This is a genomic window from Candidatus Obscuribacterales bacterium (assembly GCA_019744775.1).
In the GTDB taxonomy this organism is placed as follows: domain Bacteria; phylum Cyanobacteriota; class Vampirovibrionia; order Obscuribacterales; family Obscuribacteraceae; genus SBAT01.
The window spans coordinates 391,247-409,748 of sequence record JAIETZ010000003.1; the positions used below are offsets into that span (position 1 = coordinate 391,247).

21 protein-coding genes are annotated in these 18,502 nt (G+C 47.6%); 8 read left to right on the plus strand and 13 right to left on the minus strand.

Translation table 11 applies throughout. From position 1 onward, the window contains the following. Positions 1-70: 70 nt before the first annotated feature. Positions 71-766, minus strand: a complete 696-nt coding sequence (locus K2Y22_08470) for a GGDEF domain-containing protein (GenBank protein ID MBX9878479.1) — start codon at positions 764-766, stop codon at positions 71-73. A gap of 148 nt (positions 767-914) precedes the next feature. Further along, positions 915-2,264, minus strand: coding sequence for an amidohydrolase family protein (locus K2Y22_08475; GenBank protein MBX9878480.1), 1,350 nt, complete (start codon positions 2,262-2,264; stop codon positions 915-917). Between the two features lie 75 nt (positions 2,265-2,339). On the opposite strand from K2Y22_08475, the gene K2Y22_08480 reads away from it, so the two are divergent. From K2Y22_08480 to fabD, 5 genes are read left to right on the plus strand one after another with little or no spacing between them, the layout of a single operon-like run. After that, a complete protein-coding gene (locus K2Y22_08480) occupies positions 2,340-2,861 on the plus strand; it encodes a DUF177 domain-containing protein (GenBank protein MBX9878481.1) in 522 nt (173 codons plus the stop codon). A 40-nt stretch (positions 2,862-2,901) separates the two neighbouring features. Further along, entirely contained in the window at positions 2,902-3,096 is a 195-nt protein-coding gene (gene rpmF / locus K2Y22_08485; protein MBX9878482.1) for a 50S ribosomal protein L32, read from the plus strand. A 24-nt stretch (positions 3,097-3,120) separates the two neighbouring features. Next, a complete protein-coding gene (gene plsX / locus K2Y22_08490) occupies positions 3,121-4,158 on the plus strand; it encodes a phosphate acyltransferase PlsX (protein MBX9878483.1) in 1,038 nt (345 codons plus the stop codon). 2 nt (positions 4,159-4,160) lie between these two features. Further along, positions 4,161-5,165, plus strand: coding sequence for a ketoacyl-ACP synthase III (locus K2Y22_08495; GenBank protein MBX9878484.1), 1,005 nt, complete (start codon positions 4,161-4,163; stop codon positions 5,163-5,165). A 53-nt stretch (positions 5,166-5,218) separates the two neighbouring features. Next, positions 5,219-6,157 (plus strand): ACP S-malonyltransferase, encoded by a 939-nt coding sequence (gene fabD / locus K2Y22_08500; protein MBX9878485.1) that lies wholly within the window; start codon positions 5,219-5,221, stop codon positions 6,155-6,157. A 3-nt stretch (positions 6,158-6,160) separates the two neighbouring features. Here the strand turns inward: fabD and K2Y22_08505 are convergent, their stop codons facing one another. From K2Y22_08505 to K2Y22_08520, 4 genes are all read right to left on the minus strand, one after another. After that, the gene (locus K2Y22_08505; GenBank protein MBX9878486.1) at positions 6,161-7,381 is read right to left on the minus strand and encodes a saccharopine dehydrogenase NADP-binding domain-containing protein; all 1,221 of its coding nucleotides are present in this window, start codon (positions 7,379-7,381) and stop codon (positions 6,161-6,163) included. 99 nt (positions 7,382-7,480) lie between these two features. Next, positions 7,481-7,978 (minus strand): hypothetical protein, encoded by a 498-nt coding sequence (locus tag K2Y22_08510; GenBank protein ID MBX9878487.1) that lies wholly within the window; start codon positions 7,976-7,978, stop codon positions 7,481-7,483. Between the two features lie 122 nt (positions 7,979-8,100). After that, positions 8,101-8,808, minus strand: a complete 708-nt coding sequence (locus K2Y22_08515; GenBank protein MBX9878488.1) for a glycosyltransferase family 2 protein — start codon at positions 8,806-8,808, stop codon at positions 8,101-8,103. Between the two features lie 8 nt (positions 8,809-8,816). Then, entirely contained in the window at positions 8,817-9,551 is a 735-nt protein-coding gene (locus tag K2Y22_08520) for a hypothetical protein (protein ID MBX9878489.1), read from the minus strand. 408 nt (positions 9,552-9,959) lie between these two features. On the opposite strand from K2Y22_08520, the gene K2Y22_08525 reads away from it, so the two are divergent. From K2Y22_08525 to K2Y22_08535, 3 genes are all read left to right on the plus strand, one after another. Beyond that, positions 9,960-10,523 (plus strand): S-layer homology domain-containing protein, encoded by a 564-nt coding sequence (locus K2Y22_08525; protein MBX9878490.1) that lies wholly within the window; start codon positions 9,960-9,962, stop codon positions 10,521-10,523. Positions 10,524-10,614: 91 nt separating this feature from the next. Further along, complete coding sequence (locus K2Y22_08530; protein ID MBX9878491.1) at positions 10,615-11,406, plus strand: hypothetical protein; 792 nt, start codon at positions 10,615-10,617, stop codon at positions 11,404-11,406. Positions 11,407-11,452: 46 nt separating this feature from the next. Continuing rightward, positions 11,453-12,634: a HAMP domain-containing histidine kinase gene (locus K2Y22_08535; GenBank protein MBX9878492.1), complete on the plus strand. Its 1,182-nt coding sequence runs from the start codon at positions 11,453-11,455 to the stop codon at positions 12,632-12,634. 14 nt (positions 12,635-12,648) lie between these two features. On the opposite strand, the gene K2Y22_08540 is transcribed toward K2Y22_08535, so the two are convergent. The 7 genes from K2Y22_08540 to K2Y22_08570 form a co-directional block, all read right to left on the minus strand. Continuing rightward, positions 12,649-14,631, minus strand: coding sequence for a peptidylprolyl isomerase (locus K2Y22_08540; GenBank protein ID MBX9878493.1), 1,983 nt, complete (start codon positions 14,629-14,631; stop codon positions 12,649-12,651). A gap of 85 nt (positions 14,632-14,716) precedes the next feature. Beyond that, positions 14,717-15,574, minus strand: coding sequence for an alpha/beta hydrolase (locus tag K2Y22_08545; GenBank protein ID MBX9878494.1), 858 nt, complete (start codon positions 15,572-15,574; stop codon positions 14,717-14,719). 10 nt (positions 15,575-15,584) lie between these two features. Next, on the minus strand, positions 15,585-16,217 hold the full coding sequence (locus K2Y22_08550) for a hypothetical protein (GenBank protein MBX9878495.1): 633 nt from the start codon (positions 16,215-16,217) through the stop codon (positions 15,585-15,587). A gap of 298 nt (positions 16,218-16,515) precedes the next feature. Beyond that, entirely contained in the window at positions 16,516-17,535 is a 1,020-nt protein-coding gene (locus tag K2Y22_08555; GenBank protein MBX9878496.1) for a hypothetical protein, read from the minus strand. Continuing rightward, positions 17,532-17,801, minus strand: coding sequence for a hypothetical protein (locus tag K2Y22_08560; protein ID MBX9878497.1), 270 nt, complete (start codon positions 17,799-17,801; stop codon positions 17,532-17,534). Before K2Y22_08560 ends, K2Y22_08555 begins: the two co-directional genes overlap by 4 nt. 18 nt (positions 17,802-17,819) lie before the next feature. Beyond that, positions 17,820-18,092: a hypothetical protein gene (locus K2Y22_08565; GenBank protein MBX9878498.1), complete on the minus strand. Its 273-nt coding sequence runs from the start codon at positions 18,090-18,092 to the stop codon at positions 17,820-17,822. Positions 18,093-18,108: 16 nt separating this feature from the next. Then, positions 18,109-18,501, minus strand: a complete 393-nt coding sequence (locus K2Y22_08570) for a hypothetical protein (GenBank protein ID MBX9878499.1) — start codon at positions 18,499-18,501, stop codon at positions 18,109-18,111. Position 18,502: the final 1 nt, after the last annotated feature.

Consider the following 18,502-nt stretch of genomic DNA (forward strand, 5'->3'; position numbering starts at 1 on the left):
TGAGCCAATAGATAGAAGAAAGGGCAGGTCATTGACCTGCCCTTTCTATTTGTTTCTTTTGCTTGCTGTATTACACAGTGCAGGCTCTGTCGCCGCCGCGTTGGACTGCTAATTCGAGCGCTTGTACTGAGCGGGCGATTAACTCGTCGTGCTCGCGTGCGTGCGTTGGGAAAGATGCCAGTCCTATTGAGGCTGTCACTTTGAGGTTGTGCCAGTTGTGCGTGATGGCTTGAGTGCCTATGCGCTGTCTCAATCTTTCTGCCACCACTGATGCTCCCGAAGTGTTTGTTTCCGGGAAGATAATGGCAAATTCTTCGGCGCTGTAACGAGCCGCAATATCTACGTCACGGATACTTGTGCGCAGAACATTAGCTACAACTTTCAATACGGCGTCCCCTGTTAGCGCTCCGTATTGGCGGTGAATTTCCTTAAAGCCATCGATGGAGATCATGGCTAAAGAGACAGGACGCTTGTAGCGCTTGCCGCGCTTAATTTCATCCTTCAATTCCTTCAAAAATGTTCTGGAGTTGTAGAGTTCCGTGAGTGAATCCAATAGAGCAAGACGCTCTAAGTCTTCGGTCTTTGCGGAGGTCAATGTAGCCTGCGTGTTAGACAAAAGGCTGCGTTGCTCCAGCTCCTTAACCCGTTCCATAACCTGACTGTCGACAGCTTGGCGTTGTACGGCTTGCTTAGTGCGTTGCGGGGACTCTAATACCCGGCAAAACATGCAATTTTGACTGCAAATATGGTCTTTCATTCCTGCCATGACTGTTACCTGACTGATTGTGTACTAACTGCTGAGACTGTCCTAAAACTACTCAGGGCCTATGTTCCCTGGCTGGCTTTCGGTCAAACCCGATGAGACCAGTATAGATGAAATATTTAAATTGGCCTAATAATAAGGGCTTTATGCCTCAAACTGGCATCTGGTGAGCCATTGCGGTCACTTTTCTGCCCTCTACAATTGGCTTTCCACCGACAAAAACGTCAGTTGCCGAGGTGCCCCCATAGAGCAAAAGATCATAGGGAGCCGTCTCCGGCCGATAAACACCGTCAATTGCAAACACAGAAATATCGGCTTCTTTGCCCGGTGTAAGGGTCCCGACCTTATCGGACAGACCAACCGCATGGGCGGCAATTATGGTTAATGCTTCGATGGCTTCCTTGGCTGAAAGTGAAAATGCCGGGTTTACAGCGCGGTGCAAATTCCAGGCAAAACGCGCTTCATTTAAGACATTCAGGTCATCTACAGAGGCGGAACTATCTGTGCCGAAGCCTACATGTAGACCCGACTCAACCATCTTTAGAAGGCGAGCGACACCATTGCGCAAACGGCTGTTGCTGCGCGGACAATGGGCAATGGCTACCTGAGCCTTTTTGAGAAGTTCAATATCCTTGTCACTTAAGTGGACGGCATGGGCGGCTAAGGTGTTGCTGCTGAGCAAACCCCAACTATCTAAGTGTTCTACTGGAGACAGTCCTTTGCCGCGCCAACTGTAATTGGCTTCAGAACCCGATTTCGGCATGTTCACCAAAAATGCTTCAAGCTCTGCATTGCCTGTGTGAATCCATTCGCATTCTTGTTGTGACTCTGAAATATGCACTAAAACCGGCAGCCCCTGTGAGTCTGCCCAGTCTTTTGCATGTTGCCAGAGCGAAGGACAGACTGTGTAAGGCGTATGCGGCGCTACTGTCATTGTAATAAAACCGGCATCAATAGCCGATTTCAGCTCATTTGGCGAAGCCGTCATGAAGTTGTGATATTTTTGCAGCCACGATTGCCAAACAGCTTGCGATGTTTCTTCCTCAATGCCGAAAACTTCCAGCCCGACAATGGCGCGCAGCCCGACTTGCGCCGCTGCATTGGCCGCTTGCCCTGTAAAAGAAGAGTCGACGATAAGAGTCGTGCCTGATTGAGCAATTGCGCACGCACCGTTTAGAGCTGACTGTTTCCATTGGTCATCGCCCCATTTCCAGGCGTTAGCCATGAGATTGCTTATCCATTTGAAGAACCCGGATTGCGTATCAAATAGTGCAAGGTCCGAGTAGTCCAAATGGGTGTGCAGGTTGATTAGACCGGGAGTAATTATTGCCTGCCCGTAGTCTTTGGTAATTTTTTGTCCTGTGGAATTGAACTCATCGCGAGTGCAGACCGATGATATTTCGCGTCCTTTGACGACAACGACGCCGTTTTCGATGGGCGGATCATCAATAGGCAATACCCAGCGGGCGGTAAGTGCTAGATAGTTGTTGTCGTTTGGCATGAAGTTGGTAAAGCTCGGCTAAGTACTAAATGTTGTTGTACTACAGTTAGGGCTATTTTGTGCTATCTTGGCAGGGTGAAAATAAGCATAGACGAGCTAAAAGCTCAGCCGCAACATATCGAGTTCAAAGAGACCATCGAGGGGCTGGAGGCAGTCAAGCCTGTCGTGGGCGATATTACGCTCAGCCTTTCCAGCTATGGTGTAAAAGTCATTGGTAGAGTGCAGACTCTGCTGAAATTGCACTGTGATCGTTGTCTGCGCCCGTACTTCCAGAGTATGGCAGTGGACATTGATGAGCAACTTGTTTATCCGTCGGAAGAGGACATGCAACGCGAACGGGAACTCTTGAAAGACGATTTTGTCGAATTGTTACCGGCGGATGGGTTAATTGATGTTACTGACCTTCTTTATCAAGCGATCACTTTAGCTACCCCAAGTCACCTATCTTGTGGCTCGGAATGCCCAGGATTGCCGTCTGGCGCCTCTGGTTCCGGTGGGAAAACATTAGCTGGAGATAAGAAAAGTCAAGATTTAATTGATCCAAGGTGGAAGAACTTAAAGACTATCTTTTCAAACGATGAAAAAGACAAGAACTAATAGATAATATGTGATCCGTTGCAACGGAGATATAAGTCAAATGGCACAACCTAAAAAGAAAACATCACATCAAAAGCAGCACTCCCGCCGTTCCAAGGTGTGGAAGGCTACAGCTCAAACCATCACCACTTGCCCGCAGTGTGCACAGCCAACGCGCCGTCACCAAGCTTGCGTAGAGTGTGGATACTACAGAGGCCGTCCAGCTCGTCGCGCTGAATCAGTAGTAACAGAGTAAAACTTTCCCGGTAAGGCGTAACAAGTGCAGCCCAACCGTTCCAAACAAATCCACATCGCAGTTGACGCCATGGGCGGCGACTATGCTCCACGCGAGGTCGTGCACGGGTCAGTTCTAGCAGCTCGCGAGTACGGCATCGGCATTCAGCTGGTCGGACCACCTGAGGCTATTGCTAGAGAGCTCAATCGCCACGACAAACAGGGTCTGGATATTACGATAATTCCAGCGTCAGAAGTTGTCGCCATGGATGAGAAGCCTAGTCGGGCAATTGTTCGTAAGAAAGATGCATCTATTGTTGTAGCTATCCGCCAGGTACGTGAAGGGCTTGCCGATGGTGTTGTCGCAGCCGGCTCTACCGGTGCTGCTGCCGCTGCCGCCCATCTGGGGCTGGGTCGCATTGCCAATGTCGACCGCTCGGCCATTGCTTGTTTGATGCCGACAATTTTGGACCGTTATTGCATCTGCCTCGACATGGGTGCCAATGTTGAGTGTGATGCTAATCAACTTTTGCAATTTGCCTTGATGGGCTCCATCCTATCTAAAGGTTTAATGGGATTAGCCGAACCACGTGTCGGTATTCTCAATATCGGAGCTGAAGAGACCAAGGGTAATGAATTGGTTAAACAGGCCTATGCGTTGTGCAAAGAAAGTAAGGAATTAAATTTCGTCGGCTTCACCGAGGGACGCGATTTCCCAATGGGCAAAATTGACGTTGTTGTAACTGACGGTTTCACCGGCAACGTTGCGTTGAAGACTGCCGAGGGTATCGCCAATATGGTTACCCATATGTTGCGTCAAGAATTGCTCAGCGACTGGCGTGGAAAAATTGGCGCTGCTATCGCCAAGCCAAGCTTCCAGGCGTTGAAGAGACGCATCGACTACAATGAATTTGGGGGCGCACTTCTAGTTGGAGTTAAGGGGGTTTGCGTCATTGCCCATGGAGGCTCAAAGCATAGAGCCATTAAGAATGCCATCCGCACCGCTAAAGATATGGTGAATGCCGACATTGTCAAACAAATTGAGCTGACTTTCGGCAAAGTTGTGGCAGGGAGTAAGAAGTGAGTTTGTCCGTCGGAGCCAGGCTAATCGGGGTCGGTGCATGCGTCCCTGAAACATTGGTCACCAACACCGATCTAGAAAAACTTGTCGATACATCTGATGAATGGATTCGCACGCGCACCGGTATTCGTGAGCGTCGTGTCGTTAAAGAGGATGAAACAGCAGCCGGTCTAGCTATGGGTGCTGCGAAAGACGCAATTGCATTTGCCGGAATTGACCCGGCGATAATCGATCTAATTGTAGTTGCTACATCGACTCCGGATAATCTATATCCTTCTACTGCTTGTTTGGTACAAGCGGAAATTGGCGCAACTAGAGCAGCTGCCTTTGATCTGGAAGCAGCTTGCACAGGTATCATTTACGCCTTAGCCGTTGGGCAACAATTTATTGGTTCCGGGACATTTAAAACGGTACTTGTAATTGGTGTTGATATTCACTCGCGTTTCTTGGATTGGGAAGATCGCAATACTTGCGTTTTGTTCGGTGATGGCGCCGGTGCATTTCTCTTGCAGGCTGCTGATGAGAACGAAATTTTGGCGACTTATCTTCGCGCCGACGGCACTGGCGGACATTTGCTGTGTATTCCAAATGCAAATGTTGCTTATCCGCATGCCGGAACAACACCACCAAAAGCAATGAACCGTTTCCTGAGCATGAATGGGCGCGTTGTATATGAGTTTGCCATCAAGGCTGTTCCTGAAGCCATTGAAGCAGCGTGCGCAAGAGCTGGTATTCAGTCAAAAGATATTGATTTTCTCGTGCCTCACCAAGCTAATCAACGTATCATCAAAGCTGCTGCCGATCGCTTAGGTTTCCCGCCGGAAAAAATAGTCACCAATATTGATCAGTACGGCAACACCTCTGCTGCTTCTATTCCGTTGGCATTTTCCGATGCCGTTAAGCGCGGACAAATTAAGAGTCCGTCTACTTGTGCATTAGTTGGCTTTGGTGGAGGACTCACATGGGGCGCTGCCATTCTTAAGTGGACTGCCAAGGATTCCCGTAAGTAAGTAGAATACTGTTGTAGAGGCGCATTGCATGCGCCCTTTCGTTTGGAGAGTATATGAAAATCGCTTGTTTATTCCCTGGTCAAGGTTCGCAGTCTGTCGGCATGGGGAAAGATCTATTCGATAACTTTGCCGAAGCTAAAAAGACTTTTGAATCAATCGACAAAATTGCCGGACGCGAATTGAGCAAGCTTTGCTTTGAAGGTCCTGAAGAGGAACTTAAGCGGACAATAAATACTCAACCAACAATTCTGGCGGCATCACTTGCCGCTTGGCAGTGTTACAAAACAGCAGGTGGACCGACACCGCAGTTTGTTGCCGGTCACAGTCTCGGTGAATTCACCGCACTGGTTGTATGCGAAGCGCTATCGCTTGAAGAAGCAGTAAAACTTGTCGACACCCGTTCGCGCTTAATGGAAAGCTGCCCCAAGGGCGCTATGTCGGCTGTGATTGGTTTGGACAAAGCAGTGTTGCAAGACGCATGCACTAAAGCAACAAGTGGCGACTCAGTTGTGATCATCGCCAACTTCAACACTCGTGAACAACTTGTAATTTCAGGAAGTCCTGATGCTGTTGCTAAAGCCGGCGAATTGGCTAAAGCGGCCGGCGGTAAAGTAATTCCACTTCCTGTAGGTGGCGCATTCCACTCGCCTTTGATGGCAACTGCTGCTTGCGAATTCGAAAAGCAAATTACCCAGTGTCATTTGAATGATGTTCAGTTTGCCGTTGTGCAAAACGTTGATGCTAAAGCGGCTGCCTCCGGCAGCGAAATTCAAGCGAAGCTCGCCAAGCAAATGCCGAGTGCTGTACTTTGGTGCGACACGATTGAATACATGCTTTCGCAGGGCGTTGATACTTTCATTGAAATAGGACCAGGCAAGGTGCTGACAGGCACCGTCAAGAAAATTGATAGACAAGCTCGTATCTTCAATATTTTCGACAAGGCCAGTTTGGAAAGTACTCTCAGCGCATTGCGTCAAACAGTAAGCGCTTAAGTATTAGTTACTCAGAAACTCTTCGGTTATTTGGCGCATGAATATGTCTCGCTTAGATAATTCGTCAAAGAACGGTTGAATTGGTACGCATTGTTCCGGTGCCAGGACGCCGCGCTCTTTGATAAGACCGCGAGCAACCATGTTGGCGACGATGGATGGTGGCACGCCAGTATCGAGAGCGCCGCAAGAAACTTTCCACTCTTTGTGAGCCAATACTGTCGTTTCCATACGGACGAGTTTCTTGTGACCTGATTTCTTGCCGACAATATCGACGCGTACTACTTCGCTGTCGTTTGGATCTGTGTCCGGTGTTTCAATTCTATTGATTAGATGACCTAAGACTTTGCGTGGGTTGGCGCTGCCCAGTTCAGCCGGCAGCGCTTCTGTTGTGCCGAATCCTAAGTCAACTAGGAATTTCAATGCTTTGTGCAATTCTTCCGGAAGTCCCAAGCGGAAGGTGACATTTCTCACGCCCTTGGTTTTGTAGCTGAGAGGTAATGTTGCAACTTCTGAATGCAGAGTCAAAATAGCTGAGCATTTTCCAACTGGTGCGGGCAAATCAAGTTCGATTTCGCCCGACATCGGTTTGCGCGCTTCGAACTTTCCGTCTTGGAATACCATCGGTTCCAATGTGTATTCATCCAACAATGTATCTAAAGCGTAGGGCGGCAGAAGCGGATGAGCAGTTTTGACGAAGTCTATGCAGCCTACGGCAATATCAATGGACTCAACACTGTCTAATTGATCAGCGCCGGCGGCAGCCATGATATTGGTCATGCCTGGTGCGGCACCCATTCCAAGAATTGCCAAAAGTCCTTTTTGCAGAAAGCGCTCGTGCAGTTCTAATTGTTTGCGAGTCGTATGAAACAAGCCGCCGAGATCTATATAGTGGCAGCCGGCTTCTAATGCTGCTTCCATGACGGCAATGTTGAAAATATACGGACCGGAATTGATGACGATGTCTGATCCTTGTAAGATGCTTACAAGTTGAGACTTATCGGTGATGTCGGCAAAGGCTGCTATTAACTTGTGTGCGCCATCCTTGCTTGCTCCGCCGACTGCTGTTAGAGCAAGTCCTTTTTTGCCGAGCGCTTCAACCATTGCTTCAGCTTTTTTGATATTGAAATCGGCAATCGTCACTTCTTTCTCGTGACCAAATTCCAATAGGTCACGGATAATTACTTGTCCCATAGCGCCAGCGCCGCCGAGCACGACAATCTTCATCCTGCAGTCCTTGTATCAAGGATTTGCCCATTATACGGGAATGGGCGCATGCAATGCGCGTACGAAGACAGGTGGAATCGACACGAAAGGGAAAAAGTCTTAGAAGTGGCGGTTGTTGCCGGAGCTTTGGTTCTGTGGTTGTTGGTTGTAGCCGCCGTAGGTTGACAATCCACCTGAGCTTGGTTGACTGTATCCGAAATTTGATCTGTCGGGTTTGTATTCGTTGTAGGTCTGCTGGTTTTGTCCCGGCGTATAGTAATTTGGCTGTTGTTGTGGCGGCATGTTGTAGTAGCGGCGTTGTGGATAACGGCGCTGATATTGTTGTTGAGGTTCTCTTGGTCGATAGATATTGTCACCAGGAGTCTTGATGGCGCCGCCATAGTTAACGCTTGGTAAATTGGGATTGTTGTTCGGCTCAATTCCTTGTGCTGTTTTGCTGAGCGTTCCGGAGCCGATATAGGTAGAGGACGGGGTCGCTAAACCGTTTTGGCTTTGGCGCACAACCCGGCTGCCGCCGTATTCATAGTGATGTTGTGCCGAAGCCGGCAGGCAATTGATGCCCAAAAGGAAAAGCAGGCTGAAGGCAGGTATTTTCATTGTGCAGGACCTTTGTAGGGGCGCATTGCATGCGCCAGTATTTAGTAATTTCGGCTGAGCCGAAGCAATGCTCACAGCCGACATTCCCAGTGTACCGCGTTGTCGGGAGTTGGCAAGTGCTTTTAATCTACGAAACGGAATTTGATAAGAGCCCAAATTGCTCCAAATCCATCTACCCAAGTGATTTTTTTGCCTTCACTGTAGTCTCTACCGTAGTAAGAAATCGGCAGTTCATAGATCCTTACACCTTGCTTCAGTATCTTGGCTGTTATCTCAGGTTCGAAATCAAATCGGTTTGATCTGATGATTACCTTTTTGAATACAGGAGCTTTGAATACCTTGTAGCAGGTCTCCATATCAGTAATTGTGCAGTTGTAGAGTATGTTGGTGAGCAGCGTCAGGAATTTGTTGCCCAAATAATGAGTGAAGTTGAAAGCTCTTGTGACCGAGCCTCCCGACAAGCGTGAGCCGTAAACAACATCGGCGTGACCTTCAAGAATTGGCTGTAAAAGATTGGGGTATTCTTTAGGGCTGTATTCCAAATCCGCATCTTGAATAAGTATGATGTCGCCTTCGGCATGTCCTTGAGCTGTGCGAAGTGCGGCGCCTTTGCCCTGATTCTTCTCGTGGAAAAATACACGTGCTGAATATTTACCGGTATCCAGGCTTGCAAGAAGTTCGCGCGTGCCGTCTGTCGAGCCGTCATCGACAAGCACTATTTCCTTATCGAGCCCGCAATAGTTGGCGGACGATACCGACTCCAGAACTTGCGTAAGGGTTTTTACTTCATTGAAAACCGGCATCAAAACAGAAACTTTTTTTGGTTGCATCACAAATCTCAGGCTGGCAAAGAGAGGGCACGGTGGTGAGCGGTTAGCTCTAGAGAATCATCGAGCTCAGGCAAAGCGATATCGCCATAACGGCGTTTCAATGCCAAAGCAATTAGGTGATCGGCAAAATGCGGGTTTTTCGGCAATAGGGATCCGTGCAGATATGTGCCGAATATAGTTTTTTCGGCGACACCTTCAAAACCATCTTCGCCATTGTTGCCATTGCCCGTAGTTACTTTGCCCAAAGCTTTTGTCTCGGCTCCGAGAAAAGTTCTGCCGCTGTGATTCTCAAAGCCGACAAGAGTTGAGCCGTCTTCTCTATTCACGACAACGTTGCCAATCATGCGTTTGTGTCCCGCTACTGTATAAGCATCTATTAGAGATAAGCCTGGCAACTCCGGACCTTCGTGTGGACGGTAGTAATGACCAAGCAGTTGGTAGCCACCGCAAATAGATAGAATCACCGCGCCGGCATCAGTCGCTTCTTTTAAAGCTTTTTTGTGACGTTGCAAATCTTCGGCGATGACTTGTTGCTGTTTGTCTTGTCCGCCACCGATGAAGTAAATGTCGGTGCCAATGTCAAGTTTGTCGTCGAGTCCAACGGCGGTAACTTCAGCATTGATACCGCGCCACTGAGATCGTTTGACAAGCGTCAATATATTTCCTCGATCACCATAGATGTTGAGGAAGTGCGCGTACAGATGACAAATGCGAATTGAAAGGTTTTCCGGATTTTTTGACATTTATCCATGATACCGCCGGTGGGGGCATCAGATAAATGAGAGAGTTTGCTTTTCAAGAAGTGCAAGTTAGCAAGAGGCGCATAATGACTGGGTTTCAGCGCGTATCGATATCGATCGTAATTACTATCAGACCATTGGCAAGTCTTTTTATTTCTTGACTATCGGTTGCCATGAAACAGTCTATTTATCAGCCTTTTGGTGCATTGTGTCCGTATATATTTTTGGGTGACGAGATGTGTATTTGTTAACGATGTTTAAGGATTCTAGATTTGGCTTCAGGACTGCATTTGAGCCATGATGTCACCCATTCGGGCGTTTTTTATTTGACTTCACACTATTCGCTGTGGGTGTAGGTGCGCTAACATAAGCTTCAATAGGAGTTAGGTCATATTTCGAGGAGTGGTTCATATGAAAAAGGAGTTGGCAACTCTCGCAAGCGTAGCAATTGCTTTGTCTGCAAGTGCCTTCATTACTACAAGTCCAGTTAACGCTCAAGGCGCGACCAACATCAGCGAATTAACCGATGTTGTTGGCAACGAATGGGCTTATAACGCTTTGAAAGAACTGGTTAACAACGAATGCCATATCTTGGTAGGTTATCCAGATCGCACGTTCCGTGGACAAAAGTCCGCGACACGTTTTGAATTAGCAGCAGCGCTCTACAAGTACGAGCAGTGCATTGCTGAGAGATTGGCTAAGAAAGCTGACAAAGCTGACTTAGAAAGACTAGCTGCGTTGTTGGAAGAACTTCGCGGTGAGTTGAATGCTCTCAAGGCCCGTGTTGATGATCTCGAGCGTCGCATGAAGCTCGTAGAAGACAAAAACTGGGAGCAAGATATGCGCCTGGCTTATGCTGAAAGAGCTAAGGGTTTCTGGTGGGAACGAGTATTCAAAGGTACCGTTGTCGATGTTCGTGACATCGGTGTCGGTGTTGGACGCGCTGCACGCGGCGTCTACAGCTACTTGTTCTAGGAAAAATTTGACCTGAACTCCTTGGAGATCCCGCTGGCAATCCCAGCGGGATCTTGTCTCAGGTATAAATAGTATTTTGGCGGTCGAATTCGTGGCAGATACGTTCAACAATGAATTGACCTTTGCCCTAAAGGTTGTCGAAGAAGCCGGTCAGGTGGCTCTTCGACACTTTTGTAATGGCGTTGCCTCTGAAATGAAGTCTGATAATACGCCGGTGACTGTTGCCGACAAAGAAGTTGAGGAGTTGATTCGCCAAGCTATTGCCAAGCAGTATCCGGCTGATGAAGTTCTTGGCGAAGAAGAAAGTTGGAATAATCCTTCTCCACCATCTGCCGGTAAAGGCAGGCGTTGGATTGTGGATCCAATTGACGGCACTTATAACTTCGCGCGTGGCGTGCCCATCTTTTCGATAATGCTCGCATTGGAAATCGACGGAGACGTCAAGCTAGGGGTTATTCACAACCCGGCATTGGCGGGTGAAATATTTTGGGCAGAGAAGGGACACGGAGCCTTTAAGAACGGCTCTCCATTGAAGGTATCCTCAACAGATAACCTGGAGGAGAGTCAATTCAATTTTGGTGCACCAAAGCGTATTCTTGCGCGAGGTCTGTGGACCGGCTTTACTAAGCTCATAGCCAATACCTACAGGCAACGAGGCTTTGGTGACTATCTGAGCTTTGCCTATGTGTTTGAGGGCAAGGCAGAGCTTGCTCTAGAGGTGGGACTAAAGCCCTGGGACTTGGCGGCGGTCAAAGTAATTGTTGAAGAAGCCGGCGGTAAGTATTACGACCTGACCGGCGGACAGTCGATTTACACGGGCGACTGCCTGATTACCAACGGCAAATTGGACGATCTACCCTTAAAAGTATTATTAGAGACCTAACTGGGACTGCAACTAAGTGGGAATATGTAGATTGGAAGGTCACTGAATGAAGCAGTTCAGTTTATCGAGATCTATGAGAGCGCGCATGACCCTGGTCATGTCGGCTTCGGGCATCTTGCCGATTATTATTTGCCATCTGTTGGTTGCCGGCATGACAGGCTTTCGTTTCATTGAGCTTGCCTGGTATTTGCCCCTGCTGCCTGTTTTAGTGGCGGTAAATTGGTTTCTGGCAGGATTTGTACTTATCCCCATCAAGGAACTGTTGGATTCAACAACCAAACTGGCACATGCCGATATAAGGCAACGACTTGATATCAGTCCCAATGAGTTGAATGAAACATCTGAAGTTCGCAAAGCATTCAACAGATTGCTTAACAGACTGGAAGAATCGCTCAATATCCAGTGTCAATTCGTAGCTGATGCCAGCCACGAGTTGCGTACACCGCTAACCTCCATTCAGGGTTATACAAAACTTCTGCAGCGCAGAGGAACAGGAATTGATCCGCAATTGCTTTCAGAAGCCTTGCAGACTATTTCTGATGAGTCCGGACGTTTGATTCGTTTGGTCTCTGACTTATTGCAATTGGCTCGAGCTGACGCCGGACAGCAAGTATTGGCGCAAATTGAAGTCGTCGATATGCGTACTGTTGTAGCCTCTGTGGAGGACACAGTGTCGGTAATTGCCCCTGAGCAGATTGAAACAAGATTTGTGATACCGCAACAACCAATTTGGGTTTATGCCGATGCGGATAGATTGAAACAGGTGTTGTTGAATTTGACTAATAATGCTATTAAGGCGACGCAAGCCGGTGGCAAGGTAACCGTCACTTTGCGGTCTAGCAGCACAGACGCAATAATTCGTGTGATGGATACGGGCATTGGTATTGCGCCTGCGGATCAACAAAGAATATTTGATCGTTTCTTCCGTATTGAACGTTCGCGTACACGCAGTAGACTTTACGGCGGTGGTACCGGTCTGGGACTGGCTATCGCTCTTACGATTATTAAGGCTCACCGTGGTGGCATTGACCTCGAGAGCGAGTTAAACAAAGGCTCCACATTCACCGTGAAGATTCCGTTGGCGACATCTGATCAAATTGCGAAGAAGCTTGAGGCGATGCAACAGGCTGAGGAGATCAACAAGATTTCCATCGGCGCATTGAATGATATGAAAGAGGCAGACGGCAATATCCGCTCAAGAGAAGTTACGGCGAATAGCGAGAGCTAGTTTGTTGTTCTGCGCTACTTCGTAGGCGCTGCAGCTGAGGCGTTTAGAATGTCGCTGATGTCTCTTACACCCATGATGAATGGGTGCATGACAGAGAAGTTCTTCTGCATCTGTTCCAGCGTGCGCACAGTGACATTGTCGGGTACTATTGCGCCGATGATTGTGTACTTATTGTCCAAGTGTGGTGCCTCTCCAAGCATTATGGAGAACGATGTTACGGCAGTATTCGGATTATCGTAGTGTGCCATACTAAGCGAGCCTTTCTTGTGAATAGTGCCCGTTGGTGTTTCAAGCGGGAGTCTTCTGAGCATAGATTCAACAGAATGAGAGAGCTGTCCGCTACCATCGACTTTTTTTTGGGCTTCGCTTATTTGCAGTACGAAATTAGGTTCGTATCTATCTATTGGTGTACCGTCAAAAGCACCGGCTGTTAACAACTTGTAGATCTGTGTGACATTTTGAGGAGCCAATTGAGGATTGAGAGCGATATGTAATTTTCCGGCAGAAGTATAAAGTTCAAGCATCTTTAGTGAGTTGAGAACCGGTCCGTCAGTCTTAGGATCGAACAATGGATACGGTGGCATGACATCGTAGATGCTTTTTGTTTTACTGCAGATTTGCTCGCTGTCTGTATTGGCGGAATTCCTTACCCCGCAGAAAGGCGCTTCATTTTTTGAGTCGGATGCTGTGTGAATGCCAGCGGCAGCCGAGGCAATTTGTGAGTCTTTCCAGTCCGGCTTAGTGAATCCCTCGTCTCCCACATAAAGCCCGTGTGAGACCATAGAGTCTTGTTTTTCATTGGTTGAATTTTCGTAAGTCGCTTCCAATTGATAGTGTTCGTTGCCCTTAATTGGAATCCCTGTTTTGGAATAGATGTTGTCTATATTGAGAATTTCCAAGCCGCCTTTTGTCTTGGTGGTAACAGTTGATGTAAAAATCGGCTTTTTCGTATCGCCACTGCATTGAACGAGCGAAGCTTTGGTGCAGAGGGGATGAATGTGTGTCCACGCGGCATAAAGCAGCACATCCCTACTGCCAAACCCAGGATCTCTTTGATCGCTAATTGGTGTCGACCAAGTGCTGGTTCCCGGAGGAATAATCCAGTGTCCCGTAAGGTTTCTGCCGAAGCGGTCTTTGAATACAGCTGCTTTCACTGAATTGGGAGCATTGTCACCCGATGATGTGACCATGCAGTTTGGACCGCCTGAGTGTTCTGCTGCCATTGCTTCCGGCGAGGAGCCGTCGGTAACGACTGCAATGTAAGGAACATACCAAGCTAGTGCCTTCATCTGTCCTTGAGCTTGAGAGTCTTTGATGAACTCTAGTGTCATGCGATGCTTAACTCGACGATGTGTTTCACTCGTGCGATTGGCTGCTTGGAAAGTAAATCTCCACAACTCGTCGCTTGCGCAAGGTACGGCTGTTCCTTCTGGAAAATGAAAACTTGTTTGTCCCTGTGTGAGCGTCATTACGCGCGTGTTGCCACTTGTAAGTGCTCCGGGGAATAAGCTCTTGCGCATTGCCGGATCAACGTCCATGTTGAAGTGGCAGATGAATTCAGCAGTGGGCAAAACCTTTCCATTTTCGTCTATGACCTCCAACTTTACGCCTTTGAACCAGAGGAGTTCTCGCTTGGTTGAGCTGGCATCAACCAGACCGGTAACGTTTTTGGATGAGGAAATCGCGCCGCCTGCGCCATTCATGCTTGGTTCTTTTGACGAGTTCATGGCCGGAGCTTGGGTGTTGCCTTCGACAAATGTCACAGCAGATTCCGGAATGGTCACTTGTTCGGACGCCACAAGGTCGCCTAGGCGAAAATCTTGAGCCACCCAAGGACCTTCCATTGACCGATACTTTCTATGAAGATCGAATGGTCCCACCGTGACACTCATAATTTTGATGGTGCCTTCTGACGTTTTTACATCTTTAGCCGGCACCGGGTTTACGGCTGTTAGGCAGACCGTCAAAGTGAATGCGAGGATCAGGGGGAATCTCATTTAATACTTCTCTGGAAAAGTCTCTTCTTCTATTGTCCACTAAAAAGCCAATCTCGGCTGAATGGGAAGCAACCTTAAGCTTATTCTAGGGTTTTGTACTGAGGTGGTCCACGAAGGCTTTTATGGCGGCCAGGTATGTTTCACAGTCTTCTACCCCAACGTCATTGTGCCCGCAATCGGGTAATTTTATGAATCTCTTATCGGGGGTGTGGGCGCAGGCGAAGAGCAAATCGCCATTGGTTATCGGCACGAGCTTATCCTTGCTGCCGTGCAATAACAAAAGTGGTGTTTCTGACTGAGCCAACAAATCGCAGTTGTTCAAAAGCGGACGAGGCCAAATGAAATCCGGGTAGAGGAAAAAGAGCACAATGCCATTTCTGGCAACATTGGGCAATGATGCAATTCCTGATTGCAGAATAAGTCCTTGTGCTTTGCACTTGCTGTCCACATAGGTGGCTACTGCTGATCCAATTGATTCACCATAATTGATAACGATTGGACAGTCAATATGCGTCTTCGTAAAGTCAAAAGCTGTCAGCCCGTCTTCAAGAATACTGTTAAGGGATGCGGTACCAGTGCTTTTACCGTATCCTCTGTAGTCGTATAAAAGTACGGAAGCATGGGCGTTGATAAATGCTTTTGCAATTTCCAGGCGATTCAGTAAATTGCCTGCATTGCCGTGATGCACGATTGCCACTGCTTTGCTGTTAGGTACAAGAAACAGCCAAGCGTGCATTTTATCTCTGTGACTTTCAATTATCAATTCTTCCGGCTTGATACCAAGAATTGGTTCATGTGCATATGTCATTGTTGGTTGGTAGTCTGGACGGAGAACAACGCTCTGATAAACGGGTGTGTAGAGAAGGCACAGGAAAACCAGATAGACAAAAACGAGCACGCAAGCCAGTTTTATAAATTCCGACTTTACTGCTCGTTTTGTCATCTTGCCTGCTCTACTTGCTGAATATGAGACTGCCGCGTTTTATTTGTCCGTGAACATCTGCTCTGTAATTGTACTGGGTTGTACCATTAACTGCTGAGTTGTAACTGGAGTATGATTTTACTGGTGGTTTTATATAATCACCGCGGTTGGCTAATCGCGTTGGATATGAAGTCTCAGCTTTGGGTTGCCTCATGAGATTGGCATGAACGCCGGTGTTGTAGCCCGGCTGAAGATTCGGCATCGACATCCGTCGAGAAGGGATGTACGACTGACCAAATCCAGATTCGGGAAGACTTGTTTTCCATGCCGGCGGGGCCGAGGTGCCTGGGCCGTTGCCGATGCGTAATCCACCTGCAGGAATTGAGCTTTCACGGTCCAATCCAGCCGCACCTCTCGCAGCATATCCGGGAGCCGTATCGAGAGGAGCAAGTTGAATTTCAACGTACGGCGAAGAAGTGGGTCTTCGGCGAAGGTCATGTACTTCCATATCGTCATCAACTATTTGCGCTTGTCTTTTACCGTGAAACCAGTCTACTTGTTCAAGTGAATCTTTCCGTATTCTAAATCCTTCAGCATGTGCTGCCGGAAGTGCTAGTGGTATCACTTGGACGACAAGAATCAGAGCCAAAGAAACATTCTTCATGGGCATTTTCCTCGTGTAATATCGGGGCGCTTATGTGCGTCCTCGAATATGTTTTTGAACCGCGACAAAATATGGGCTTCCCGCTAACCACGCGAAAAACTAATTTGTCCACGTAAACGTGTTATGTCAACCGACCTTCCTCAATTGAACGGATGATGACTCTACCGGCAAAAACCCCGCTTGTCAAGCAGGATTAATGCTACCGACTATTGTCATGCTGAGCGACCGTAGGGAGAGAAGAATCTCACGTCTTTAACTAGTGAGATTCTTCGTCGCGCTGCTCCTCAGAATGACGCAATTAGACCAACGCTTCACGCACTTCCGGTTTGCGTAGTTTCCAGATGACATGATCGGTGAGCATGTGATGCATATTTATAGCTAGAAATACGGAAATGAAAGCTACTGACGCATCGATTCCTAAATTGGTAAGTAACTTGGGAATACAGAGGTAAATTAACAACGCAATAACGAGAAGTTGTCCGTAGTAATTACCTACCGTCGATATTAAAGACTTGCCGGGCTCTGACGGTGACTTCAACTGTTTTGATATGGTGACAACCAAGTACTGACTGCCATGAAAGAACGCCGGTACATAGAGCCAAAGTGCGCCGGCAATGTCTTTGCTGCAAATGAAAATGGCTAGGGTAGTCATCGCTAATAGGCAAGCAGGCAATGGCAGCAGTTTCTTCTCAGTTTGAAACTTGTGAATTAAAACGCAGAGAAAAGCAATGATTGAAACTACTAGTGCCGCTGTTGAAAGGTCAAAGAAGATACGTGGTAGGAATGGCCAACTAGGCAGGCTTATATTGAGAAAGCTCTCCGGTGCCCAATCACGAAAAGTCAGTTGTTGCAGAATGGCAAAGCACATTGTCGATTGCATAAGTGCTTTTATGACGAACTTTTGTTTGGAACCAAGGAAGTAGTTGTTTTTCAGACAATACAAGAGAAAAAGACCATAGCTTTGCCCCGTGAAGTGCTGTACTGCAAGAAGTAAATATAGTTTTGATAGAAGGGGGATGATATCCCGAATTAACAAACAAGTGAGTGCGAGCAATGAGAAGATGACTAATGCTTTGCGCATAAAAGAAGCAGGGCTTTTAGCTGACTTATCCGAATAAATCTGAACTAGTCCGGCTGCCGTGTGTGTTTCGCTAAGAAATATGCTGCCGATTACGCCAACCATCAGCACAGTGACCGCAGATGGTGCAATTGTTGTGCCATGTGTGAACATCTGAGCGGCAAAGAGAAGCCACATCAAACCTCCGCAAGCAAAGAGAATATCTAATAGAGGATGGAGAATGTATCTGCTGTTGTTCATGAGAAGAAGCTCTCATCGCGAGGGGATGCAACCAACCAATCGAAGAAACCAGGAATGCTTAGTCCAATTACTGTAACAAGTACAGAGACCACAAGGTTGATGATCGCTTTCTTTTTGCTTTCTCTGTAAATCCTAAAAGTTAGCACTAAGAATAAGATTCCCAACGCTACCCCAACTATTTCGGCACCATGCCCGACCGTCTTCAGTAATGCTTCCAGATGGGCAAGATTGTTAACACGTACCATGCCGGCAGGATTCGGTTCCATGTGAATGCTCCTTGAGAGTTAAGAAAAGAGATTGGCATCGCGAGCGGTCGCAACGAGATAGTTGACTGTGCCCGGTGTGGATAGTCCGCTTGCTATAAAGACGAGGGCTAGCTTAAGGCGAAAGATCGCCAAGGTTTTGTTTTTTGTATAGTGGCGACAGAATGAAATGATCAGAAGTATGCCGCCTGTGATGCCGATTAGTTCGGCGAAGTTGGCAACGATATTCAACAGGGCTTCTAGATTGGACAGATTCATAGTTCTGACGACAACAATGTTTGTGGTGGTATCCATATTTTTCCTTCGATATTTACGAAAAGAGGTTCGCATCGCGAGCGGCTGTAAGCAGATAGTCAACGGTCGATGGTGAACTGAGGGCGCTAATTGCAAAAAGCGCACCGGTGACTAGTCGTCCCTTTGATAGCTGCTTGTTAGTAACCCAGATTCTGGCTACTGTCGTGAAAATAGAGGCTGCTGTAATTAATCCCACGATTTCATATCCATTGACGAATATGTTAACGAGAGACACCAGGCAACCTAGACTATTTACTCGAACTGTTCCTGCGGTATTAATTCCAGTAACGACTGTAGCGGAATCGGTGGGGCCAATGACGGTAGCCGAATTAGTTGCCAATGCTGGAATGGCGAGAGTCAGCAACAGCCCGGCAAGTAATGAAAGTCTGAAAACGATTTTTTGTGACATG